The sequence below is a fragment of the Actinoplanes sp. NPDC051475 genome, from assembly GCF_040689425.1.
Lineage (GTDB): Bacteria > Actinomycetota > Actinomycetes > Mycobacteriales > Micromonosporaceae > Actinoplanes.
The window spans coordinates 123,149-143,039 of sequence record NZ_JBFAZZ010000014.1 but is presented as its reverse complement, the minus strand read 5'-3'; the positions used below and the strand labels follow the sequence as shown (position 1 = coordinate 143,039).

The following is a 19,891-nucleotide window of genomic DNA, read 5'->3' as shown; positions in this document are numbered from 1 at the left end:
GCTTGCCGTGATGTAAGTGAGCTCTTACATTAGCAAGTGATAGCCCTCTTACATGGCGGAGGCACTGTGAGTATCCGGCTCGGGTACCAGATCCCGAACTTCACCTATCCCGGCGTCCCGGACGAGGACCTCTTCGACACGGTCGCCGCTCAGGCCCGCGAGGCCGAGGCGGTGGGATTCGACACCGTCCTGGTGATGGACCACTTCTATCAGCTGCCGGGCATCGGCGCGCCCGAGAACGCGATGCTGGAGGCATACACCACGCTCGGGGCGCTCGCCTCGGCCACGTCGACGATCCGGTTGTCCACGTTGGTCACCGGGAACACGTACCGTAATCCTGCATTGCTCGCGAAGACGGTGACCACCCTGGACGTGGTCTCGAAGGGCCGCGCGATCCTGGGGATCGGAGCCGGTTGGTTCGAGCGTGAGCATCACGACTACGGCTTCGAGTTCGGCTCGTTCGGGCAGCGTTTCGAGCGGCTCGAGGAGGCGCTGACCATCATCGCCCCCATGCTCAAGGGCGAGCCGGCCAGCCTCGAGGGCAAGTGGTACACGGCGCGGGGCGCCATGAACAATCCGCGGGTGCGCCCGACGATTCCCATCATGCTGGGTGGCAGTGGCGAGCAGAAGACGTTCCGGCTGGCCGCACGCTTCGCCGACCACATGAACATCATCTGCGATGTCGCGGACCTGCCGCACAAGGTCGCTGTGCTGAAGCAGCGGTGCGAGGAGATCGGCCGCGACCCCGCCACGCTCGCGACGAGCTACCTGGTCATGGGCATCGTGGGGGAGACCGAGCAGGAGGTGAAGGAGCTCAGCGAGACCGTGCCGGAGGACCGGCGCGCCCGGACCTTCCTCGGTACGCCCGAGCAGGTTGCCGAGCAGCTGGACGAGAAGGTGCTGGGCGCCGGCATCGACGGGCTCACCATCAACCTGATCCGTAACGGTCACCGGCCGGGCTTCGTCACCCAGGTCGGCGCGGCGCTCAAGCCCCTGGTGGCGGCCGCGTAGATAGTCGGACCGCGGCCGGGCGACGCCATCGCCCGGCCGCGGTGTCCCGGCCTCCCGGTGGTTCCCCCGCTGGAAAGCTCGCCGGCGCCTGAGGGCGGGACAGGAGCACCGCTGCGGTACCGTTCCGGGCTGTCCCAGCTGCGGAGCGGAGAAGGTCGATGTTCACGGACGGCGACGCGGGCCGGCCGCAGGTGCGGCCCTGCACCGGGGGAAACACCTACCGGATCGCGGTGAGCCGCGACGGTCGTCATCTGCTGAGCAGGCACTCCGGCGACCGGACACGGCTGTGGGACCTGTCCACGCGGATGCCATTGGCGGAGGGGACCCCGGACTACAGCGTGGCCTTCGGCGTCGAGCCGGGCACCGTCATCGGCACATCCGACGGAGTCCTGTACCGCTTCGACGTGGCGACCGGGCAGACGCAGAAGCAGGCATGGCCGTACTCGTACGGGCAATTCCTGCCCGGCCCGGACGGCATGCCGTGGTTCCTGACGACCGACGACGAGGCCGACAAACAGCTCGTCGACATCGCGACCGGCACCGTCCACTGCACACTGTCGGGGGCGACCGAACACCTCGCCGCGGGGTCGTTGTCGCAGGACGGGTACTGGCTGGCGACGTCGTCCTCGGCGCCCCGCGGCGAGCCGGTGCGGATCTGGAGCACGACGGACGGCATCCAGCGCTGGGAACTGCCTTACCCCGGCACGGTGTGGGAGGTGGTGCTTCTGCCCGGTGGGCGGTGCGCCGTCGCCCACAAGGACACCACGCAGATCTGGGATCTGACGGCCCGGGCGGTGGTCGCCGAGTTCACCGGCACGGATCTCGCGCTGTCGTCCGACGGCTCGCGCCTCGCCATCGCTGACGAGGACGCGGGCGTCCGCATCTACTCCACAACGGACTGGGAAACGCTCGTTGAGCTCCCCGACCCCGGATCGGTGGGCGCCGTCACCTTCACTCCCGACGGGGAGTACCTCGTCACCGGCCACGACGACGACTCGATCATCCGGCTGTGGGACAGCTGCACCGGCGAGTTCGCCTTCGACCTGGGCGGGGTGACCCGTGAGGTCCACGCGTTGGCCTTCAGCCCCGACGGGCAGCGGCTCGCCACGGTCGTCGACGAGGAGGTGCGCGTCTGGGAGACCGGCACGGGACGGGCGGCGTACCGGCTGCCCTCGGCCGGATATGCGGTCCAGGCCGTGGCATACAGCCCTGACGGAGGCTTGTTCGCCGTCGCGGACGACGAGACAGTGCGCTTCTGGGATGCCACGACCGGAACGCCGGCCGGCGCCCTGGAGCCGACCGGCTCCGCCGTCCTGGCGCTGGCCTGGTCGCCCGACGGCGGAATGCTGGCGACCACCGGCGAGGACGGCACGATCCACGTCCGGGACGCCGGTACCTGGCACTCCCGGGCTGTCCTGACCGGACCCTCCAGGCCCGTCTGGTACGCGGCGTTCCACCCCGAGGGCCGGCACCTGGTGGTCGCCGACGACGAGACCGTCTGCGCGTGGGACATCGCTGCCGAGAAGCAGGTGAGCTGCCTCGCGCAAGCGGAGGGACGGGTGGACGCGGTCGCCATCGCCCCCGACGGCCGTGGCTTCGCAGTCGGCATCTACGACAGGTTCCGCGGCAGGATCCTGTCCATCTACGAAGCCGCCGGCATGGAACCGGCCGAGCCGTACACGGAAGTCGTGTCGGCGCTCGCCTATTCACCCGACGGGGCGCTCGCCGTGGGCGACGAAGCCAGCCATGTCACCGTTTACTCGAATCCCGCCTCCGGTGACTTCGACGGGTGGCTCGAAGGCCACGCCGGTCTGGTCCTGTCGCTGGCCTACTCCCCGGACAGCCGCCTGCTCGCCGTCGGCACGAGCAACGGGACCGTGCACCTGTGGGACGCCAAGGCCGAGCGTCGCCTCGCCATGCTGATCGCGCTCGACGACGGCGGGTCGGCGTCGGTGTACGACGGCCAACGGCATATCGTCGGCGGAACACCCAACGGGGAGTTCTGGTTCCTCACGACGCCACCCAGCCAGGACATCTGACGCCGGAGGCACGTCATGGGGTGCCGTCGTTCGATCCGTTCGTCGCGCGTGGGGTACGCGTCTACGGCACGGCCGACGACCCGATCGAGCGCACCGGCATCATCGGCCCCGGCTGGTACGTACGGATCGTCCCGGCCGAGTCGTGGAGCTGGAACATGGCGGGCGAGCCGGTCGGCGGGAGCTGGTATCCGTCCCGGCACCGCCGCCACTGAGCGGTATCCGCCGCGTCAGCCGCCCGCAGGCCCCGCGCCCAGCAGCATTCGCAGGCCCGGCTTGGCGCGGCGGAGGGCTTCGGGGTCGTCGTACGCCTTGGCCATCAGGGCATGCCCCTGCAGATGGGCCAGCAGCCGCATCGCCGCCTCCCCGGCGTCGACGCCCGGGTCGATCTCGCCGCGGTCCTTCGCCTCGTTGATGGCCGCCGTGAAGTAGCGGGTCCAGCCCGCCAGGATCCGGGTGACCTGGGTACGGGCATCGTCGCCGTACCCGGCCATCTCCGCGGCGAGACCGCCCAGCGGGCAGCCCGGCGTCGCCCCCATCCGCTGCCGCATCCCGGCGAGCAGCTCGGCGAAGCTGTCGACGAACCGGTCGATGCGCGCGAGCGGCCCGACATCGTCGGCGAACGCCTCCTGCAGGACCGCGTTCATCAAGTCCCAGTTCCGGTCCAGGATTGCCGCGCCGAGAGCGTTCTTGGACGGGAAGAAATGATAGAGGCTGCCCTTGTGTACGCCCGCAGCCTTGCAGACGTCCTCCGTACTCACCTGCGCGAGCGATGCCCCGTGCACGAGGTCGCGGGCGACGGTGACGATGCGCTCACGGGTGTCCTTCGCCATTGCGCCGCCTCCTTCGAGCAACCCGGCAAAGGTAGCAAGGCCCCGGTCAGGAGAGGCGCCGTTGTTCGCGAGCCGCCCATCGGGCCACGCGGCCGGGGTCGAGCGGGCCGCCGTGCCCGACGTGCAGGGCTCGCGGGTTCAGCGCCAGCATCGCCTGCAGGCTGGCCAGGTTGCGTATGGGATCGTCGTGGAAAGGCGGGTTGGCCGGCCGGCGGGGGATCAGGCCCATGAACGAGCCGGCGATCAGGTCGCCGGCCACCAGGTCGCCGTCGTCGGTCAGGACGGACACGGAGCCGGCCGTGTGCCCGGGTGTCGGCATGATGCGGCCGTCGACGCCGAAGTCGGCGAGCGACGCCGGGCCGTCGAGCAGGATTTCCGGCTCGACCGGGTCGACCCTGGCGTACAGCGGCCGCGCGCGGGCCATGATGCGGCCCATCGGTCCGGTGGGCCGATACGGTCTGGGGGTCCGTCCATTTCGGTACGGGCCGGCGTCGGCGGCGTGCGCGGCGACGGGTGCGCCGGTGAGTCGCCGTAGCTCGGCCGCGGATCCGAAGTGGTCGAGGTGGGCGTGGGTGAGCACGATCAGGGCGAGATCCGCCGGGTCGACGCCGTGCCGGGCGAGGCCATCGGAGATCTTGCCGGCGTTACCGGGGGTGCCGGCGTCGACGAGGATGGGTCGCCGCCCGATCACCAGGTAGGTGTTGATGGTGTGCCGGCCGGCGACCGGCACGGCGATCACCCGAGACTTGTGCACCACGCTGCTTCTCTCCCCAGTTCTTGACCGATCAGTCAACAGCACCCTAGGGAAAGTTGACTGATCGGTCAACTGTCGGGGTCAGGAGGCGGCCGGCGCCGGCGGAGCCGGCAACGCGGGGCCGCGCCTGCCGCGGAACACCCGCAGGGCGACGCCAGGGCGGAACAAGGCCGCCGGCGGCGCGACGAGATACAGCACGTCCGCGAGCACCCGGGCGACGTGTTCATCGCGGTTGGCGACATCGGACGCGCGATCGAGGTACCAGTTGCTCACCTGTGCCGTCCGGCCCAGTCGGGGGCCGACCGTGGTCGGGTACCGCAGGTCCGCCCCGGTGGCGATCTGCCAGGGGGCTTCGCTGCACCGGGAGATCGCCATCTGCGCGGCGCGACCGAAGGTGCCCGGGTGGGCCCGCAGATGCTCGTCCAGCAGCACCGCGGCCTGGGCGGCGACCGTCATCCCCTGGCCGTACACGGGATTGAAGGTGCAGGCGGCATCCCCGATCACCAGGAAGCCGTCCGGCCAGCGCGACATGGTCTCGTAGTGACGACGATGGTTCGCGGTGCGCCGATAACCATGGACCGGCGAATCCGGGGTGCCGTTCTTGATCGCCTCGTAGAGCACCGGGCTGCGCAGATCACGCGCGAATTCCAGAAAGCCCCTCTCGTCAGTGGGCGGGACGTCGCCGCCGAGCCCGCCGAGGGTGACCATCCACTTGCCGTTCTCGATCGGGAAGAGCACCCCGCCCCGCCGGACGTCCGGCGCCTTGGGCATCAGCAGAATGTTCTTCCAACCTCCGGTCGCACCCTCGGGCAGCGAGTAACGGCGGCTGGCATAGGCGAGCCCGGACTCCACACTGCTCTCCTTGGGCCGCCCGTAGCCAAGCTGATCGAGCCAGTCCGAGGCATGCGAGGCACGCCCGCTCGCATCGACCACCAGGTCCGCGGGCAACGGCTCAGGCATCGAAGCCGGGGCCCGGCCGCGCACCATCACCCCGCCGATCGCCTGCGCCCCTTGAGCGGGCAGCAACCCGACGACTTCGTGCCCGGTGCGGAACCGCACCCGCCCGTCCTCCACCAGACGCCGCCGCACCGCCCAGTCGATCAGTTCCCGGCTGGCACCGACGAGGCGGTGAGTAGCGGGAAACCGGTCCCGCCAGCCGGTGGGGCTGAGGTACAAGACCTCCGTCGGCGCCGCGACCGGCACCGCGCCATGCTCGTGCAGGCCCGCGATCACGTCAGGGAAAAGCAGGTCGAGCGCTTTCTGGCCGGCTGGGATCAGCACATGCAGGTGGTGCGCCTGCGGCAACCCTTTGCGTACGGCCGGCTCGGCAGGAAAGTCATCGCGGTCGACAACGGTGACGCTCTCCACATGGTCGGCAAGAACACGGGCGGCGCAGAGCCCGGCGAGGCTGCCCCCGATGACGACAGCGTGGCGAGGCGGATGCGTGGGTTGCGACATCCCCCCATCGTGCGACGCGGTTGCCTGTTCCGGAACGCCTCGAGCAGTTCGCCGCACGACACGCCCGTACCGATCCCGCCCCGCCCACCGATCCGCGTGTACCTCTGGAAAGCGCCGGCGGCCGAAACCGCCGACGCGTGAATGGAGGACCGATGGAAATCTGGATCAACCCCGAGTGCTCGAAATGCCAGAGCGCCCTGACGATCCTCGACGCCGAACAAGCGGACTACACCGTCCGCTATTACCTGGAGCAGCCACCGACCGTCGAGGAACTCAACGAAGTCCTCGCGCACCTCGAACTGGAACCTTGGGACATCGCACGACTGGGCGAACCGCTCGCCGGACAGCTCGGCCTTGCCACCTGGCCGAGGGAGGCAGCCGACCGAGACCGATGGACCGCCGCCCTCGCCGAGAACCCGGTCCTCATCCAACGCCCGATCATCACGGCCGACGACACCGCATCCATCGCCCGATCACCCGAAGCCGTCCATGCCGCGCTCCGACGAAACGACAACGACCCGACCCCGTCGAACTGACCCACTCGACGAAACGCCGGCTTGGCGGCGTGCTGCCCCGCCCACCGCGGGTGCGGTCGGCCGGCAGACACGCCGCCGGCGAACTCCTCCGCCGAGGCGCACCAACGGTGGGGGACGAGGTCAGCCGCTCGGGCGCAGCCAGTAGTGCAGGGCGGCAGGGCCGGCGGCTCCGTGATAGCGACCCCACTCCTCGAACCGCTCGACATCGAAGCCGCACCGCTCGAAGATGGGTCGGGCCCTGGCGTCGTCGATCATCAACTGGTGCAAGTCGTCCGGACGTTCATGCTGGTCAAAGGTGAGGTACGCGAGGCCGTCCGGCTTCAGGTACTGGCGGATGCTCGCGATCGCCGCCTCGAAGTCGTACCCATGGTCGAGCACGTTGACCGAGACCAGGAGGTCAGCGCGCCCGTGCAGCTGCGGGATGTCCTTCTCGGCCGGCGTCGCGTACACCTCCGCTGCCTGGTCGAGGTCCTGCCACTCCACCTCGGCGATGTACTTGTCCGCCAGCGGTTCGATCGCGGCGATCTTGGCGCCCTGGAAATAGAGGGTGCGCAGCCGGCTGCCGGCGCCGACATCAATGATCCACTTGCCGTCCCAGCCCGCCGCGTCGAACCCGCGCCTCTTCCAGAACTCTGTGTTCTTGCTCTCCCACTCGCCGGTGGAGCGAAGGTTCGGTCGCTTGTGGAACGCCAGTTCCCCCGGCTGCGCCACACCGCCCCACGTCTCGGGGTTGATGGCCACCGGCTTGTCGAGCTGGCCGAGCCGGGTACGGATTTCGGAAAGCTGAGCGTTCTGCCGCTCCAGCACTTTCATGATATTCGCTTCGCTGCGGCGTATGACATTGTCACCGCGTACGCGCTTCAGCCACGTCTTGAAACTCGCCATGCCACACCCTAACGGAGGCGCCGGGCGCGTGGGGGCCGGCGCGAATACCATCAAGCCTCCACGGATAATGATCTAGTGTCGATGCAGGCCACATCATCATCACGGTGGCGCAAATGATCTTCGTCCGGTCCAGAATCGTGGCGCTCACCGATGTGGATCCCGTGACGTTGCTCCAAACGCGCCGCACCCGTCGGGTAAGAACCATGATCATCCTTCTCGGATCCCCGGCTCTCAGTAGCGTGTGTCGTGTAACGACCTCGCGAGCGAGCGGTGACCACGTGGATGAAGAAGGCGACGATCAACCCCCGGCCCCGGCGGCCTACTCGCACTCTGGAGATCAACGCGACCGATCGCTCTAGGATTCGCTCTCGGCACAGTCTCAGGCCTCCTGCTCATATGCGCCATAAAGCCGGACGGAAGACCGAAGCCTCCCGATCCCCGCCCGTCCAGATCGGTACCCGTTCCCCCGCCACCGTCCGACCGTGGCCGGCGCGGTACGTCCGCCTGACCCCCACCCACCCGGGCCTGCCCGACAGACCCACCCCGAGCAACCACAGCGCGGCAGCCAGACCACAAACCGCAAGGTGACCACCAAGCCGACCCCGCACCCAGCGGCGAGCAAGCACCGACCGACCCGCAGCGTATTGCCACCCAAGGTTGGGGGCCGGGGTGACCAAGAACGGCATAAAGACGCCCCACAGCCGTCTTGGTCACCCCGGCCCCCAACCGTCCCACCGCAAGAAAAGCCGCGAACCCCAGAAGAAGGACCACAATCAAAGGCATGGGCACCGAAAAAGGCAAGGTGGTCGTGAACAGGTCGATGTCACTGGACGGCTTCATCGCCGCCCCCGACGACAAGATGGACTGGATCTTCGACCTCATACCGCCGGACGCGCCTTGGCTGACGGAGATCGCGGCGGCCACCGGTGCGATGCTCGTCGGCCGGCGTACCCACGACGTAGGCAACCGGATGAACTCCGGCAAGGAGCAGGGTTCCGCAGCGAGGGACGAAGGCTACCCCTTCTCCGGGCCCGTATTCGTCCTGACCCACGAGCCACCGGGCCCGCCCACCCCGCAGGTCACCTTCCTTACCGGTGACATCGGGGAAGCGGTCGCGACGGCCCTGGACGCCGCAGGCGGCAAGGATCTGGAGATTCTCGGCGCCGATATCGCCGGTCAGTGCCTGCGGCGGGGTCTCGTCGACGAGATCGTGGTGTACGTCCTTCCGGTGCTGCTGGGCGACGGCACCCGCTTCTCCGCCCCGGGCCTGCCCAGGATCGGCCTGGAGCCGATCAGCAGCACCCGGTCGGGCGCGGTCACCATCCTCAGGTTCCGCGTCCGCAAGTAGGTCATCGTTGTGAAAGCGGTGTTTCTTCTGGCCGCGACGGGGCCGCGAGGGCGAGCCGCCGCAGCGGACCGATCACCGGCAGGGTGAGGAGCAGCCCCACCATCGGTACGAGGAAGGCGATCCGCAGCCCCACCGGTTCCGACAGCAGCCCGAGCAGGACCGCGCCGAGCAGAGCCCCGCCGTAGTTGAACAGGTTGACCCGGGCGATCACCTCGTCGCTGCGCCCGGGTGCGGCGTGCCCGGCCGCGCTGAACGCCAGCGGTACCAGCACCCCGACGCCCGCGCCGGTGAGGGCGAATCCGGCCACGGCCGCGGCGATCGACGGGATCGCGGCCACCAGTGCGCAGCCGGACGCGCAGGCCAGCAGGGACGCGGTCGCGGCTACCGCCCGGCCGGTGCGGGGCACGACGTGGTCGCCCACGAGCCGGGACACCAGCACCGCGACCTGGTACGCCGCGTAGCCCAACGGTGCGACGGAGTCGGCGGCCGCCAGGGAGTCGTGGAGGTAGACCGAGCTCCAGGTGCTCACCGCCGAGTCGGCCAGAAACGCGGTGAAGATCAGCGCGCCGCAGATCAGGACCACCCGCCGGGTGCCGTCGCGGGGCCCGGTGTGGCCGGTCGGGTCCGGCAGTACGGTGCGGGCCGGCTCGTACGCCCGCCAGCCGGCCACGGTGACGACGATCGCGAACGCCCCGGCGGTGCCAACGGCCACTCCCGCGCCCGCGCCGCCCGCGACGAAGGCGGACATCAGCAGGGCCGCCACGAAGGCCGCGGCGGTGTACGCCGCGAACAGCCGGTTCATCACGCTCCGGCCCAGCCGCGCCTGCACCAGTACGCCCTGCATGCTCAGTGACGCGTCGACCGTGCCCAGGCCCACGCCGTACGCCATGAGGACGGCGACGAACGCGACGGTGGGCGTACGGAAAGTGGTGAGCCCGAGCGCGACGCCGACCGCGAGGAGCCCGCCGGTCAGGGCGTAGCGACTGCCCCATCGGGCCGCGGCCCGGTCGGCGAGCAGCGATCCGCCGGCCGCCGCCACGCAGACCAGCAGCAGGATCGCGGAGACCAGGGCGTCGTCGAGGCCCTGCCGCTCCTTGAACATCGGCAGGGCGGTCACCACCGCGGCGTAGCCGAGGCCCTGGGCCGCGTACCCGGCGCCGATCCACCGGGCCCGGGTGCCGCCGGTGGGTTCCGCCGCCGTCACGGCCGGTCCGTCGTGGACCCGGGAACGATCTCCATGGGCGCTCACTCTGGCACGTGACCGCCGTCACGTCGAGAGTCGCTCCGGAACGCGAGGATCAGCAGGAGCTCGAACCGGGCCGCCGGGTCGTCGAGGTCGGGGCCGAGGAGCTGCCGCAGCCGGTTCAGGCGATAGCTCACGGTCTGCGGATGGACGTACAGCTCCGCCGCGACCTCGGCCCGCGATCCCCAGTGCCGCAGCCAGCTGTGCAGCGTGGCCAGCAGCTGGGCGCGCTGGGCCGGGCGCAGCGCCGCCAGCGGGGCCAGCCGGCGGGCCGCGAGGACGGCCAGCGCGCCCGGCTCGCCGTGCAGGCCCAGGGCGGCCAGGTGGTCGTCGGCGAAGACCGGTCCGGGCTGGGTGCCGACCAGGCCGGCGGTCAGCTCGGCGAGCCGCAGCGCCTCGGGCACCTGCGCCCATCCCGTCGCCGGGGCCACGACCGCGCCCCGGCCGCGGAGCATCTCCGCGAGCTGGGGGCGGGCGGCGCGCGGGCCGTCACGCAGCAGGAGTACCGCGTCGTCGTCGCGTTCGATCACGACGCCGTCGCCGCTGTAGCGGAATCGGGCGTCGCGGGCCTGTTCCACGGGCAGCAGCACGGGCACCACCGCGTCCAGGCCGGGCCAGCCGGCCGCCGTGGCCGCCGCGCCGACCACGCTGGGCGGGGAGCTGCCCCGCAGCAGCAGCTCGGCCAGGTGCCGGCGGCGGCGGTCGCCTTCGCCCGCCTGCTCGCGCAGCTGCCGCGCGAAGCCGTCGGTGCTGGCGGCGACCAGCTCGTCCACGTACGCGGTGACGGCGTCGGACAGGTCGATGAGCTCGGCGGTGTCCACCGGCCGCAGCCCCGCCAGGGCCTCGCAGGCGAGCCGCAGCATCAGCCGCGACGCCGTCCGCAGGGACGCCAGCAGCGCCTCGGGGCCGCGGTCCTCCCGGGCCTCCGCGGCGCCGAGCGCGACGAACACCTCGCGGACCGCGGGCGGCAGCGCCGGCTCGGTGGTCCCGACCAGGTCCAGGAAGCGCTCGAACGCGACCCGGGCGGGGGTGTGCAGGTCTCGTTCCACCTTGCGGTCGTCGATGGTGGCGAAAACCGGGTTGGCCTCGGTCACCGCACCCGCCACCGTGCGGACGGTCTCCTCGAGCCGCGGCCGCATCGCGGTGGCCAGGTCGGTGGGGAGTCGTTGCCAGGGTGCCGGGGAGACCGGGGGCGTCATCACGGCCCGATTTTGGCACGGCGTGCTAAAACTCGCCCCGAATCTCGCTGTCCGCGCGATGGTGATGGGACACGCCCGTTCCGGGGACGATGCGAGGGACGAGTACGGACGCACCCGAGGAGACCGCCGTGCAGCACCTGACCTCCCGGCAGCACGTCGTCGACATGTGCCGCACGATGCTGGAACGCGGCTACCTGAAGGCGACCGAGGGCAACGTGTCGGTACGCGTATCCGGACGCCGGCTCTACGCGGTGACGCCGAGCAACTACGACTACGACAGGATGCGTGTCGAGGACATCTGCCTGGTGGACTTCGACGGCAAGCATGTCCCCGACGACTCCGGGGCTGGGCTCGCGCCGTCCATCGAGTGCGGGATGCACGCCAACATCTACCGCGAGCGGCCCGACGTGAATGCGATCGTGCACACCCACCAGCCGTACGCGTCGGCCCTGGCCTTCCTGCGCAAGCCGATCCCGGCGCTCACCGACGAGCAGGTGCGGTTCCTCGGCCGGCAGGTCGCCATCGTCGACTACGCGCCCTCGGGCACCGGCTTCCTCGCCCGCAACGTCCAGAAGAAGGTTGCCGGCGGGGACAACGCCTTCATCATCGCCAATCACGGCATCGTGGCGCTGGGCACCGATCCGGACCGCGCCGTGTTCAACATGGCGCTGCTGGAGAAGGTGTCGATCGCGTACCTGATGGCGCTCACCACCGAGACGGGCAAGGTCTACACCATCCCGGCGGCGATCCGGGAGGTGGCGTTCACCAAGCTGAGGGCCGACGAGAAGCGCATCGCGGCGCAGATCACCAAGGCCGTGACACCGGTACGGGTGCCCGCGGACGAGGAAGCGCCCAGTGCCGACGCCGTGGCCGCGGTACAGAGCGAAGCCGAGCCCGGTTACTCGATCAGCGAGTACCCGGACGTTCCCGACGTCCTGCGCCGGCTCAAGGCGCTCGTCGCCCAGCCGGTCCGCGGGCTGCGGCACGACGCGCTGCTCGACGTGCTCAACTACTTCGACACCAAGTGCCGGGGCAGCAAGGAGATCACCGAGCGGGCCAAGAAGCGCATCCCCGGCGGCGTGCAGCACAATCTCGCGTTCAACTACCCGTTCCCGCTGGCCGTCGACAAGGCCGAGGGGGCGTACCTCACCGACCGCGACGGCAACACGTACATCGACTTCCTGCAGGCCGGCGGCCCGACGATCCTGGGCAGCAACTACGCGCCGGTCAACGAGCAGGTCGCCGCGGTGATCCGCGAGTCCGGGCCGGTCACCGGGCTGTTCCACGAGTACGAGCTCAAGCTCGCCGAGATCATCCACCGGTACATGCCGCACATCGAGATGTACCGGTCGCTGGGGTCGGGCACCGAGGGCGTGATGGCGGCGGTCCGGGGCGCGCGCGCCTACACCGGCCACAAGATGGTGATCAAGGTCGGCGGGGCGTACCACGGGTGGTCCGACACCATGGTCTACGGGCTGAGGGTGCCGGGGACCTACCGGATGAACGCCAAGGGGATCCCGTTCGGCGCCACCGCCCGTACCCGGGAATCGTTTCCGCACGATCTCGGCCAGCTGCGCCGCAAGCTCATCGAGAACCGGGTCCGCGGGGGGACCGCGGCGGTGATCGTGGAGCCGGTCGGGCCGGAGTCGGGCACCCGGCCCGTGCCCCGCGACTTCAACGCCAAGGTCCGCGCGCTCTGCGACGAGTTCGGCGCCCTGCTGATCTTCGACGAGGTGGTCACCGGGTTCCGGCTCGGGCTGGGCGGCGCGGCCGGTTACTTCGGTGTCACGCCGGACCTCACGGTGCTCGGCAAGGCCGTCTCCGGCGGTTATCCGATGGCCGGCGGCGTCGGCGGGCGCTCGGACGTCATGGCCGTCTTCGGCTCCGGGCTCGACGGCAAGAGCGGCGCGCACATCCAGGTCGGCGGCACCCTGTCGGCGAACCCGCTGTCCTGCGCGGCCGGCTACTTCGCCATCGAGGAGATGGCCCGGACCGGCGCGCCGGTCATCGCCGGAGCGGCCGGCGACCGGCTCACCCGCGGCCTGCAGAAGCTGATCGACAGGTACGGGCTGCCCTATGTGGCGTACAACCAGGGGTCCATCGTGCACCTGGAGTGCAGCGGCGTCATGCTGCTGGACATGCGCAACCCGCTGAAGCTGCTCAAGGAGAACAAGAAGCGCAAGCAGCTGATGGAGCAGATGGGCGCGGCGTACGCGGCGCACGGCATCATCACCCTCGCCGGCTCGCGGATGTACACGTCGATGGCCGACACCGACGAGGTCATCGACGACGCCCTGGCCCGCTTCGACCAGGTCTTCGCGCAGGTCGAGGGAGTCTGAGGCGGTGCACGCGACGGCGCCCCAGGTGCTGGCGATCGACCTGGGCACCTCCGGGATGAAGGCCGCCCTGGTCGCCGCCGACGGCACGGTGACCGGCTGGGCCGAGCGCGCCGTGGCGTTGCACGTGCTGCCGGGCGGCGGCGCCGAGCAGGACCCGCACGAGTGGTGGCGCGCGCTGGGCGAGGTGGTCGCCGATCTCGGGCGCGGCCATCCGGAGCACCTGCGGGCGGTCACCACCGTCTGCACCTCCACGCAGGGGGAGGGAACGATCGCGGTGGACGCCCGCGGCGAGCCGCTGACCCGGTGCATCAGCTGGCTGGACATGCGCGGCGCCGGCAACCTGCGGCGGCAGTTCGGCGGGCCGGTCTCGTACGGTGGCTTCTCGGTGCCCCGGATCGCCCGCTGGCTGCGGCTGACCGGCGGCATGCCGTCGGGCACCGGCAAGGACCCGGCCGCCCACATGCTGTGGGTGCGCGACGAGCTTCCCGACGTGTACGACCGCACGGCCACGTTCCTCAACGTGCTGGACTGGATCAACCTGAGGCTGACCGGGCGCACGGTGGCGACCGTCGACTCGATTCTCACCTCGTGGGTCACCGACAACCGCCGCCCCGGCGCGATCCGGTACGCGCCCGCGCTGGTGGCCGGGTGCGGCATCGACGCGGCCAAGCTGCCGCCCATCGTCGCCTGCACCGAGGTGATCGGCCCGCTCGGCCCGGCCGCCGCCGAGCACCTGGGCCTGCCGGAGTCCGTCCAGGTGGTGGCGGGTGCGATCGACAACACCGCCGCGGCGATCGGCGCGGGCACGGTCCGCGACAACGACCCGCACCTGTACGTCGGCACGTCGTCGTGGATCGCCGCGCACGTGCCGCGCAAGAAGACCGACGTGGTGGCGCAGATCGCGGCCGTACCGTGTGCCCTGCCGGACCGTTACCTGATGACCGCGCTGCAGGCCACCGCGGGCGCGAACCTGACCTGGCTGCGCGACAAGGTGGTCGAGTACGACGACCCGCTGCTGGGCGCCGGCCACCTCAGCCGCGACGAGGGCTCGATCTTCGACGCGTTCGACCAGATCATCCCGACGGTTCCGCCCGGCGCCAACGGTGTGCTCTACACCCCCTGGCTGTACGGCGAGCGCGCCCCGGTCGACGACGCGAACCTGCGCGCCGGGTTCCTCAACATCTCGCTCGACACCACCCGCTCGGACCTGCTGCGCGCGGTGTTCGAGGGGGTGGCCTTCAACACCCGCTGGCTGGCCGGCGCGGTCGACCGTTTCCTCGGCGCCCCGGTCTCCTCCATGGCGATCACCGGCGGCGGTGCGCTGTCGGACTCGTGGTGCCAGATCTTCGCCGACGTGCTCGGCATCGAGATCCGCCGCGACGCGCAGCCGCTGGCGGTGAACGCGCGCGGGGCCGGCTGGATCGGCGCGGTGGGCGCCGGGATGATCACCTTCGCCGACGTCCCGGACCTGATCCGCACCGACCGGGTCTTCACGCCGGAGGACGCCCACCACGAGGTGTACGACCGGGTGTTCGACGTCTACCGGTCCGTGCACAAGCACCTCGCCCCGATCTACCGCCGCCTCAACGCGTAGCGGGGTCCGGTCCGCCGATCAGTGGACCCGCACGATCGCCGGCTGGTGGGTTCGCGTGGCCCGGGGGCCCGCGAGGCTCGAGGCATGAGACGAACAGCTGTCTGCACCGTGTTCATCGCCCTGATCGGCCTCGGCGCGGCCCCGGCCGCCGGGAACGGATCCGGCGCCGTCGTCCGCACGGACGCTGGCCCGATCCGGGGTACGGTCACCGCCGGCCACCGCAGCTTCCAGGGCGTGCCGTACGCGTCCGCCCCCACGGGTGACCTGCGCTGGCGGGCCCCTCGACCGGTACGCCCCTGGCACGCCGTGCGCGACGCCACCGAGCCGGGACAGGCCTGCGCGCAGAACTCCCCGGACGGCCGGCAGAGCGGTGCCGAGGACTGCCTCTACCTCGACGTCACCACTCCGCGGCGGCGCCGGGGTCCCGTACCGGTGCTGGTCTGGCTGCACGGCGGCAGCTTCCAGTCCGGTGCCGGCAGCATGTACGACCCCCGCCGCCTCGCCGAGCGGGGCGGCACGATGGTGGTGACCGTCAACTACCGGCTCGGGGTGTTCGGCTTCTTCGGCCTGCCCGGCCTGCCCGGCTCGGGCACCTTCGGCCTCCAGGACCAGCAGGCCGCCCTGCGGTGGGTACGCCGCAACGCCGCGGCCTTCGGCGGCGACCCCGGCAGAGTGACGCTCGCCGGGCAGTCCGCCGGGGGACTGAGCGTCTGCGCGCACCTGACCTCGCCGTCGGCGGCCGGGTTGTTCGACCGGGCGATCATTCAGTCCGGGTCCTGCCTGACCGACTGGCCGGCCGGGCTCTTCTTCCCCGGCATCCCCGCCGGATCGCCGTGGAGCGCGGTGGGGGAGGTGGCGACCGAGGGTGCCCGGCTGGCCGGTGAGCCGGCGATCGGCTGCCCAGCGAGGGCCGGCCGGGTGGCGTGCCTGCGGGCGACCGCGCCGGAGAAGCTGCTGGACGCCACCCGCGGTACGGGACTCCACGCTTTCCTCACCCCGGCGTACGGCACCGCCCTGCTGCCGGAGCTCCCCGCCCGGGCGCTGCGGGGCGCAGCCTTCCATCGGGTGCCCGTGCTCTCCGGATCGACCCGCGACGAACACCGCGGCCTCATCGGCGCCCTCGACGCCTACGCCCCCGTCACCGCCGGGGACTACCGCGCCGCCCTCACCGCCGCGTTCGGCGACGACGCGCAGCGGGTGGAGCGGGCGTATCCGGCCCGGGTTTTCGGCTCCCCGGGCCTGGCGTGGGCGGCCGCGGCCACGGACCGGATCTGGGCATGTCCCACCGCGGCGGGCAACCGGCTCCTGGCACGGCACACCCCGGCCTTCGCGTACGAGTTCGGCGAGCGGCACGGGCCCGCCCCCGGCAGCACGTATCCGTGGGGCGCCTACCACGGCTCCGAGCTGCCTTTCCTGTTCGACGTGGGCTGGCTGACAGGGGAACCGCAGCAGGACCTGGCCGACCGGATGGTCGCGGTCTGGGCCCGGTTCGCGGCCACCGGCGACCCGGGATGGCCGCGGGTACGCCCCGCCGCCCCGGTGCCGTACGTGCGGGTCCTGGCGTCCGGCGACGGTGGCCCGGTGGACGTGGAAGCCCGGCACCGGTGCGGCTTCTGGGCGGCCGTACCCGGGGGAGCGCGCTGATGCTCCGGAACGCCGACCTCTCCTGCTCCCGGCCGGCACCCGTCGCAGCCGAGGATGGGTGACTCGGACCTCTCGCGACAAGGCGGCCGCATGACAGCTCAGCAGCACGACCGGGTGGTACTCCCGGCTGCTCGGGTCGGCACCCGCACCTGGCGGTGGTTCCTGCTGGGCGCCCTCCCGGTCCTCGTCGCCGGTGTCCTGCTCGGTCCCGCCGCCCAGGAGGCCGCGTACGCGGTGTTCGCCGCCGCCGCGGCGCTCGCCGTGGTCGCCGGGCTCCGGGCGCACCGTCCGTCCCGCCCGCTGCCGTGGTGGCTGCTGGCCGGGGGCATGGCCTGCGGTGCGGTCAGCAACCTCGCCTGGTCGATCACCTTGATCCTCGACGGGCCGCCGTCCGGCCTCTCCGTGGTCAACGTCGTGTACTACGGCATGTACCTGCTGGTCGCCGCCGGCCTGGCGATGCTGGCCGCCGGCCGCGGCTCGGCGCTGGCCGGCATGGCCGAAGCCGGCATCGTGGCGTGCACCGCCGCCGTGCTGGCCTGGGTCTTCCTGATCGACCCCGTGCTCGAGACGCACGACGGGATCGACGGCGGGTTCGCGCTGGTCTACCCGGTCCTCGACCTGATCCTGCTCACGATGGCCGTGCGCCTGGCCGTCGCCGCGGCCTCGCTGACCCGGACCCACGTGCTCATCCTGTTCGCCACCGGCGCGCTGGTGCTCGCCGACGTCGGCTACGTGCTGTGGATGGCCTCCGGCGGGTCCTGGTCCGGGTCGGGCGGCAGCGCCGCCTGCTGGATGCTCTTCTACCTGCTCGTCGGCGCCGCGGCCCTGCACCCCTCCATGGCCACCGGCCGCGGTACCGCACCGGTCGGCGGGTACCTGCGCTCGGCACGGCTGATGACCACGGTGAAGGCGCTCATCGTGCTGGTGGGGCCGGCCGCGACCGGGTACGCCTTCTGGAGCGGCCTGCACCGCCAGGACCTCGACACCGTCGACATCGCCCTGCCGCTGGGCGCCGCTGCGGTCACCGGCGTACTGCTGGTTCTGCGCCTGTCGCACAGCAGCACGCTGGTCAACCGGCGGGCCACCGACCTGCAGGCGGCGCTCGACGACCAGGCGGCGCTGCAGCAGCAGATGACCCACCTCGCGCTGCACGACGCCCTCACCGGCCTGCCGAACCGGCTGCACCTCGATCGCCTGATCCAGGCGGCGCTGCGCACCGGCCGCGGCGGCTGCCTGCTGATCGTGGACCTCGACGGCTTCCAGCACGTCAACGACAGCTTTGGGCACCCGACGGGCGACGCCCTGCTCACCGAGGCCGCGCTCCGGCTGCGCCAGGTGATCGGGCGGGCGGGGACGCTGGCCCGCCTCGGGGGTGACGAGTTCGCCGTGCTGCTGCACGACGGGGACACACTGACCGCCGACACGCACGCCCGGGCAGTGCTGCGCACGCTGCGGCAGCCGGTCGAGGTGGACGGCCAGCGGCTGCACGTCACGGCCAGCATCGGGCTGCGCGGCCTCGCTTGCGCCGAGGACAGCGCCGAGGTGCTCAGCGACGCCGACCTCGCCCTGTACGCCGCCAAGGCGGCCGGCAAGGACCGGGTGTTCGCGTACGACGTGACGCTGCGGGAGAGTCAGCTGAAGCGGATCGCCGTCGTCGACCGGCTGCGCACCGCCATCGGCACCGACGCGATCCAGGTGCACTACCAGCCGATCGTGTCGTTCTCCTCCGGCCGGTTCACCGCCGTGGAGGCCCTGGTCCGCTGGGTGCCCCCGGGCGAGGCGACGATCGGGCCGGACGCGTTCATCCCGGCCGCCGAGGACAGCGGGCTGATCGTGCCGCTGGGCGAGCAGGTGCTGCGCCAGGCCTGCCGCGACGCCGCGGTCTGGTACCGCCACTACGGCACCATGCTGACCGTCAACGTCTCGCCGCGGCAGCTGTCCGAGGCCGACTTCGCCGCCCGGGTCATGCGGGCGCTGCACGACGCGGACCTGCCGGCCGCCGCGCTGATCCTCGAGATCACCGAGGGCGTGCTGGTGGGCGCCGGGGCCCAGGCCGAGCAGAGCATCGCGCACCTCAGCGAGCTGCGCCGCTTCGGCGTGCAGGTGGCCGTGGACGACTTCGGCACCGGCTACTCGTCGCTGGCGTACCTGCGGGACCTGCCCATCGACATCCTGAAGATCGACCGGTCGTTCATGCCCGACCCGGCCACCGGCGACCCGGCCCAGCAGGTGGCGCTGGTCCGCACGATCGTCGACCTGGCGCACACGCTGCGGCTCACGGCGGTCGCCGAGGGCGTCGAGACGATGGAGCAGACGGCCGTGCTCCAGGCCCTCGGCTGCGACAAGGGGCAGGGCTTCCACTACGGGCGCCCGGCGCCGGCGGACCGTACGGCGGACGTGCTCGCCGAGGGCATGACCGCCGCCGCGACCCACTGACCGTCCGGCGCGAACGCGCTGGTGAAGCTCGAGGTTTGTCTCCCCGGCGGACGGGAATCCGGCCAGTCCCCAATGGAGGAGAGAAACCATGGTCAGCAGTTCTCGCGCGGACGGCGTCGCCTCACCGCGCGCTCGTACGCTCGTGCAGACGGCCGCGCTGGCGGTCGCCGCCGTGTTCGTGCTCGTCGGCATCCTGGGCTTCATTCCCGGCATCACCACGAACTACGGCGACATGACGTTCGCCGGTCACCACAGCGGTGCCAAGCTGCTCGGCGTCTTCCAGGTGTCGGTCCTGCACAACATCGTCCACCTGCTCTTCGGCGCGGTGGGCATCGCGCTGGCCCGGACCGTCTCCGGCGCGCGGTCGTACCTGATCGGCGGCGGCGCGGTCTACCTGGTGCTCTGGCTGTACGGCCTGGTCGTCAGCCAGGACAGCACGGCGAACTTCGTGCCGGTCAACACCGCCGACGATTGGCTGCACCTGCTCCTCGGCGTCGGCATGATCGTCCTGGGTTTCCTCACCACCCGCGGGACGGCCCGCCGCTGACGTCATGGTCACCCGGTCGGGGGCCTTC

The 19,891-nt window shown here is 71.4% G+C and carries 16 protein-coding genes; 10 read left to right on the top strand and 6 right to left on the bottom strand.

What is annotated here, in order from left to right; translation table 11 throughout:
* Positions 1 to 66 precede the first annotated feature (66 nt).
* From AB0368_RS27165 to AB0368_RS27155, 3 genes are all read left to right on the top strand, one after another.
* Entirely contained in the window at positions 67 to 1,011 is a 945-nt protein-coding gene (locus AB0368_RS27165) for an LLM class F420-dependent oxidoreductase (protein WP_366156800.1), read from the top strand.
* Positions 1,012 to 1,169: 158 nt separating this feature from the next.
* Positions 1,170 to 3,050 carry a WD40 repeat domain-containing protein gene (locus tag AB0368_RS27160; RefSeq protein ID WP_366156799.1) on the top strand — a complete coding sequence of 627 codons (1,881 nt, stop codon included), beginning with the start codon at positions 1,170 to 1,172 and terminating at the stop codon, positions 3,048 to 3,050.
* A 20-nt stretch (positions 3,051 to 3,070) separates the two neighbouring features.
* Entirely contained in the window at positions 3,071 to 3,262 is a 192-nt protein-coding gene (locus AB0368_RS27155; protein WP_366156798.1) for a hypothetical protein, read from the top strand.
* A gap of 15 nt (positions 3,263 to 3,277) precedes the next feature.
* On the opposite strand, the gene AB0368_RS27150 is transcribed toward AB0368_RS27155, so the two are convergent.
* The 3 genes from AB0368_RS27150 to AB0368_RS27140 all read right to left on the bottom strand — a co-directional run bounded on the left by AB0368_RS27150 (position 3,278) and on the right by AB0368_RS27140 (position 6,092).
* A complete protein-coding gene (locus AB0368_RS27150; protein WP_366156797.1) occupies positions 3,278 to 3,880 on the bottom strand; it encodes a TetR family transcriptional regulator C-terminal domain-containing protein in 603 nt (200 codons plus the stop codon).
* Between the two features lie 46 nt (positions 3,881 to 3,926).
* Positions 3,927 to 4,637, bottom strand: coding sequence for an MBL fold metallo-hydrolase (locus AB0368_RS27145; protein ID WP_366156796.1), 711 nt, complete (start codon positions 4,635 to 4,637; stop codon positions 3,927 to 3,929).
* Positions 4,638 to 4,715: 78 nt separating this feature from the next.
* Positions 4,716 to 6,092: an FAD-binding monooxygenase gene (locus tag AB0368_RS27140; RefSeq protein ID WP_366156795.1), complete on the bottom strand. Its 1,377-nt coding sequence runs from the start codon at positions 6,090 to 6,092 to the stop codon at positions 4,716 to 4,718.
* A gap of 20 nt (positions 6,093 to 6,112) precedes the next feature.
* On the opposite strand from AB0368_RS27140, the gene AB0368_RS27135 reads away from it, so the two are divergent.
* Positions 6,113 to 6,628, top strand: a complete 516-nt coding sequence (locus tag AB0368_RS27135; RefSeq protein ID WP_366156794.1) for an ArsC/Spx/MgsR family protein — start codon at positions 6,113 to 6,115, stop codon at positions 6,626 to 6,628.
* Positions 6,629 to 6,748: 120 nt separating this feature from the next.
* Here AB0368_RS27135 and AB0368_RS27130 read toward each other — a convergent pair whose 3' ends face one another.
* A complete protein-coding gene (locus AB0368_RS27130; protein WP_366156793.1) occupies positions 6,749 to 7,513 on the bottom strand; it encodes a methyltransferase domain-containing protein in 765 nt (254 codons plus the stop codon).
* A 781-nt stretch (positions 7,514 to 8,294) separates the two neighbouring features.
* Between AB0368_RS27130 and AB0368_RS27125 the strand changes: the two genes are divergently transcribed.
* Positions 8,295 to 8,861: a dihydrofolate reductase family protein gene (locus AB0368_RS27125; protein ID WP_366156792.1), complete on the top strand. Its 567-nt coding sequence runs from the start codon at positions 8,295 to 8,297 to the stop codon at positions 8,859 to 8,861.
* 1 nt (position 8,862) lies between these two features.
* Here AB0368_RS27125 and AB0368_RS27120 read toward each other — a convergent pair whose 3' ends face one another.
* Both AB0368_RS27120 and AB0368_RS27115 read right to left on the bottom strand, forming a co-directional pair.
* Positions 8,863 to 10,065 carry an MFS transporter gene (locus AB0368_RS27120; protein ID WP_366156791.1) on the bottom strand — a complete coding sequence of 401 codons (1,203 nt, stop codon included), beginning with the start codon at positions 10,063 to 10,065 and terminating at the stop codon, positions 8,863 to 8,865.
* A gap of 41 nt (positions 10,066 to 10,106) precedes the next feature.
* The gene (locus tag AB0368_RS27115) at positions 10,107 to 11,303 is read right to left on the bottom strand and encodes a helix-turn-helix domain-containing protein (protein WP_366156929.1); all 1,197 of its coding nucleotides are present in this window, start codon (positions 11,301 to 11,303) and stop codon (positions 10,107 to 10,109) included.
* A gap of 128 nt (positions 11,304 to 11,431) precedes the next feature.
* On the opposite strand from AB0368_RS27115, the gene AB0368_RS27110 reads away from it, so the two are divergent.
* The 5 genes from AB0368_RS27110 (at position 11,432) to AB0368_RS27090 (ending at position 19,863) form a co-directional block, all read left to right on the top strand.
* Positions 11,432 to 13,642 (top strand): aminotransferase class III-fold pyridoxal phosphate-dependent enzyme, encoded by a 2,211-nt coding sequence (locus AB0368_RS27110; protein ID WP_366156790.1) that lies wholly within the window; start codon positions 11,432 to 11,434, stop codon positions 13,640 to 13,642.
* A gap of 4 nt (positions 13,643 to 13,646) precedes the next feature.
* Complete coding sequence (locus AB0368_RS27105; protein WP_366156789.1) at positions 13,647 to 15,236, top strand: FGGY-family carbohydrate kinase; 1,590 nt, start codon at positions 13,647 to 13,649, stop codon at positions 15,234 to 15,236.
* Between the two features lie 84 nt (positions 15,237 to 15,320).
* Positions 15,321 to 16,880: a carboxylesterase family protein gene (locus tag AB0368_RS27100; RefSeq protein ID WP_366156788.1), complete on the top strand. Its 1,560-nt coding sequence runs from the start codon at positions 15,321 to 15,323 to the stop codon at positions 16,878 to 16,880.
* Positions 16,881 to 16,970: 90 nt separating this feature from the next.
* The gene (locus AB0368_RS27095) at positions 16,971 to 19,316 is read left to right on the top strand and encodes an EAL domain-containing protein (RefSeq protein ID WP_366156787.1); all 2,346 of its coding nucleotides are present in this window, start codon (positions 16,971 to 16,973) and stop codon (positions 19,314 to 19,316) included.
* An 88-nt stretch (positions 19,317 to 19,404) separates the two neighbouring features.
* Positions 19,405 to 19,863 carry a DUF4383 domain-containing protein gene (locus AB0368_RS27090; protein WP_366156786.1) on the top strand — a complete coding sequence of 153 codons (459 nt, stop codon included), beginning with the start codon at positions 19,405 to 19,407 and terminating at the stop codon, positions 19,861 to 19,863.
* Positions 19,864 to 19,891: the final 28 nt, after the last annotated feature.

Excerpts from the sequence above, each read along its gene's own strand:
- AB0368_RS27160 (WP_366156799.1), top strand. The coding sequence starts at position 1,170 with ATGTTCACGGACGGCGACGCGGGCCGGCCGCAGGTGCGGCCCTGCACC.
- AB0368_RS27150 (WP_366156797.1), bottom strand. The coding sequence starts at position 3,880 with ATGGCGAAGGACACCCGTGAGCGCATCGTCACCGTCGCCCGCGACCTC.
- AB0368_RS27140 (WP_366156795.1), bottom strand. The coding sequence starts at position 6,092 with ATGTCGCAACCCACGCATCCGCCTCGCCACGCTGTCGTCATCGGGGGC.
- AB0368_RS27130 (WP_366156793.1), bottom strand. The coding sequence starts at position 7,513 with ATGGCGAGTTTCAAGACGTGGCTGAAGCGCGTACGCGGTGACAATGTC.
- AB0368_RS27125 (WP_366156792.1), top strand. The coding sequence starts at position 8,295 with ATGGGCACCGAAAAAGGCAAGGTGGTCGTGAACAGGTCGATGTCACTG.
- AB0368_RS27115 (WP_366156929.1), bottom strand. The coding sequence starts at position 11,303 with ATGACGCCCCCGGTCTCCCCGGCACCCTGGCAACGACTCCCCACCGAC.
- AB0368_RS27100 (WP_366156788.1), top strand. The coding sequence starts at position 15,321 with ATGAGACGAACAGCTGTCTGCACCGTGTTCATCGCCCTGATCGGCCTC.
- AB0368_RS27095 (WP_366156787.1), top strand. The coding sequence starts at position 16,971 with ATGACAGCTCAGCAGCACGACCGGGTGGTACTCCCGGCTGCTCGGGTC.
- AB0368_RS27090 (WP_366156786.1), top strand. The coding sequence starts at position 19,405 with ATGGTCAGCAGTTCTCGCGCGGACGGCGTCGCCTCACCGCGCGCTCGT.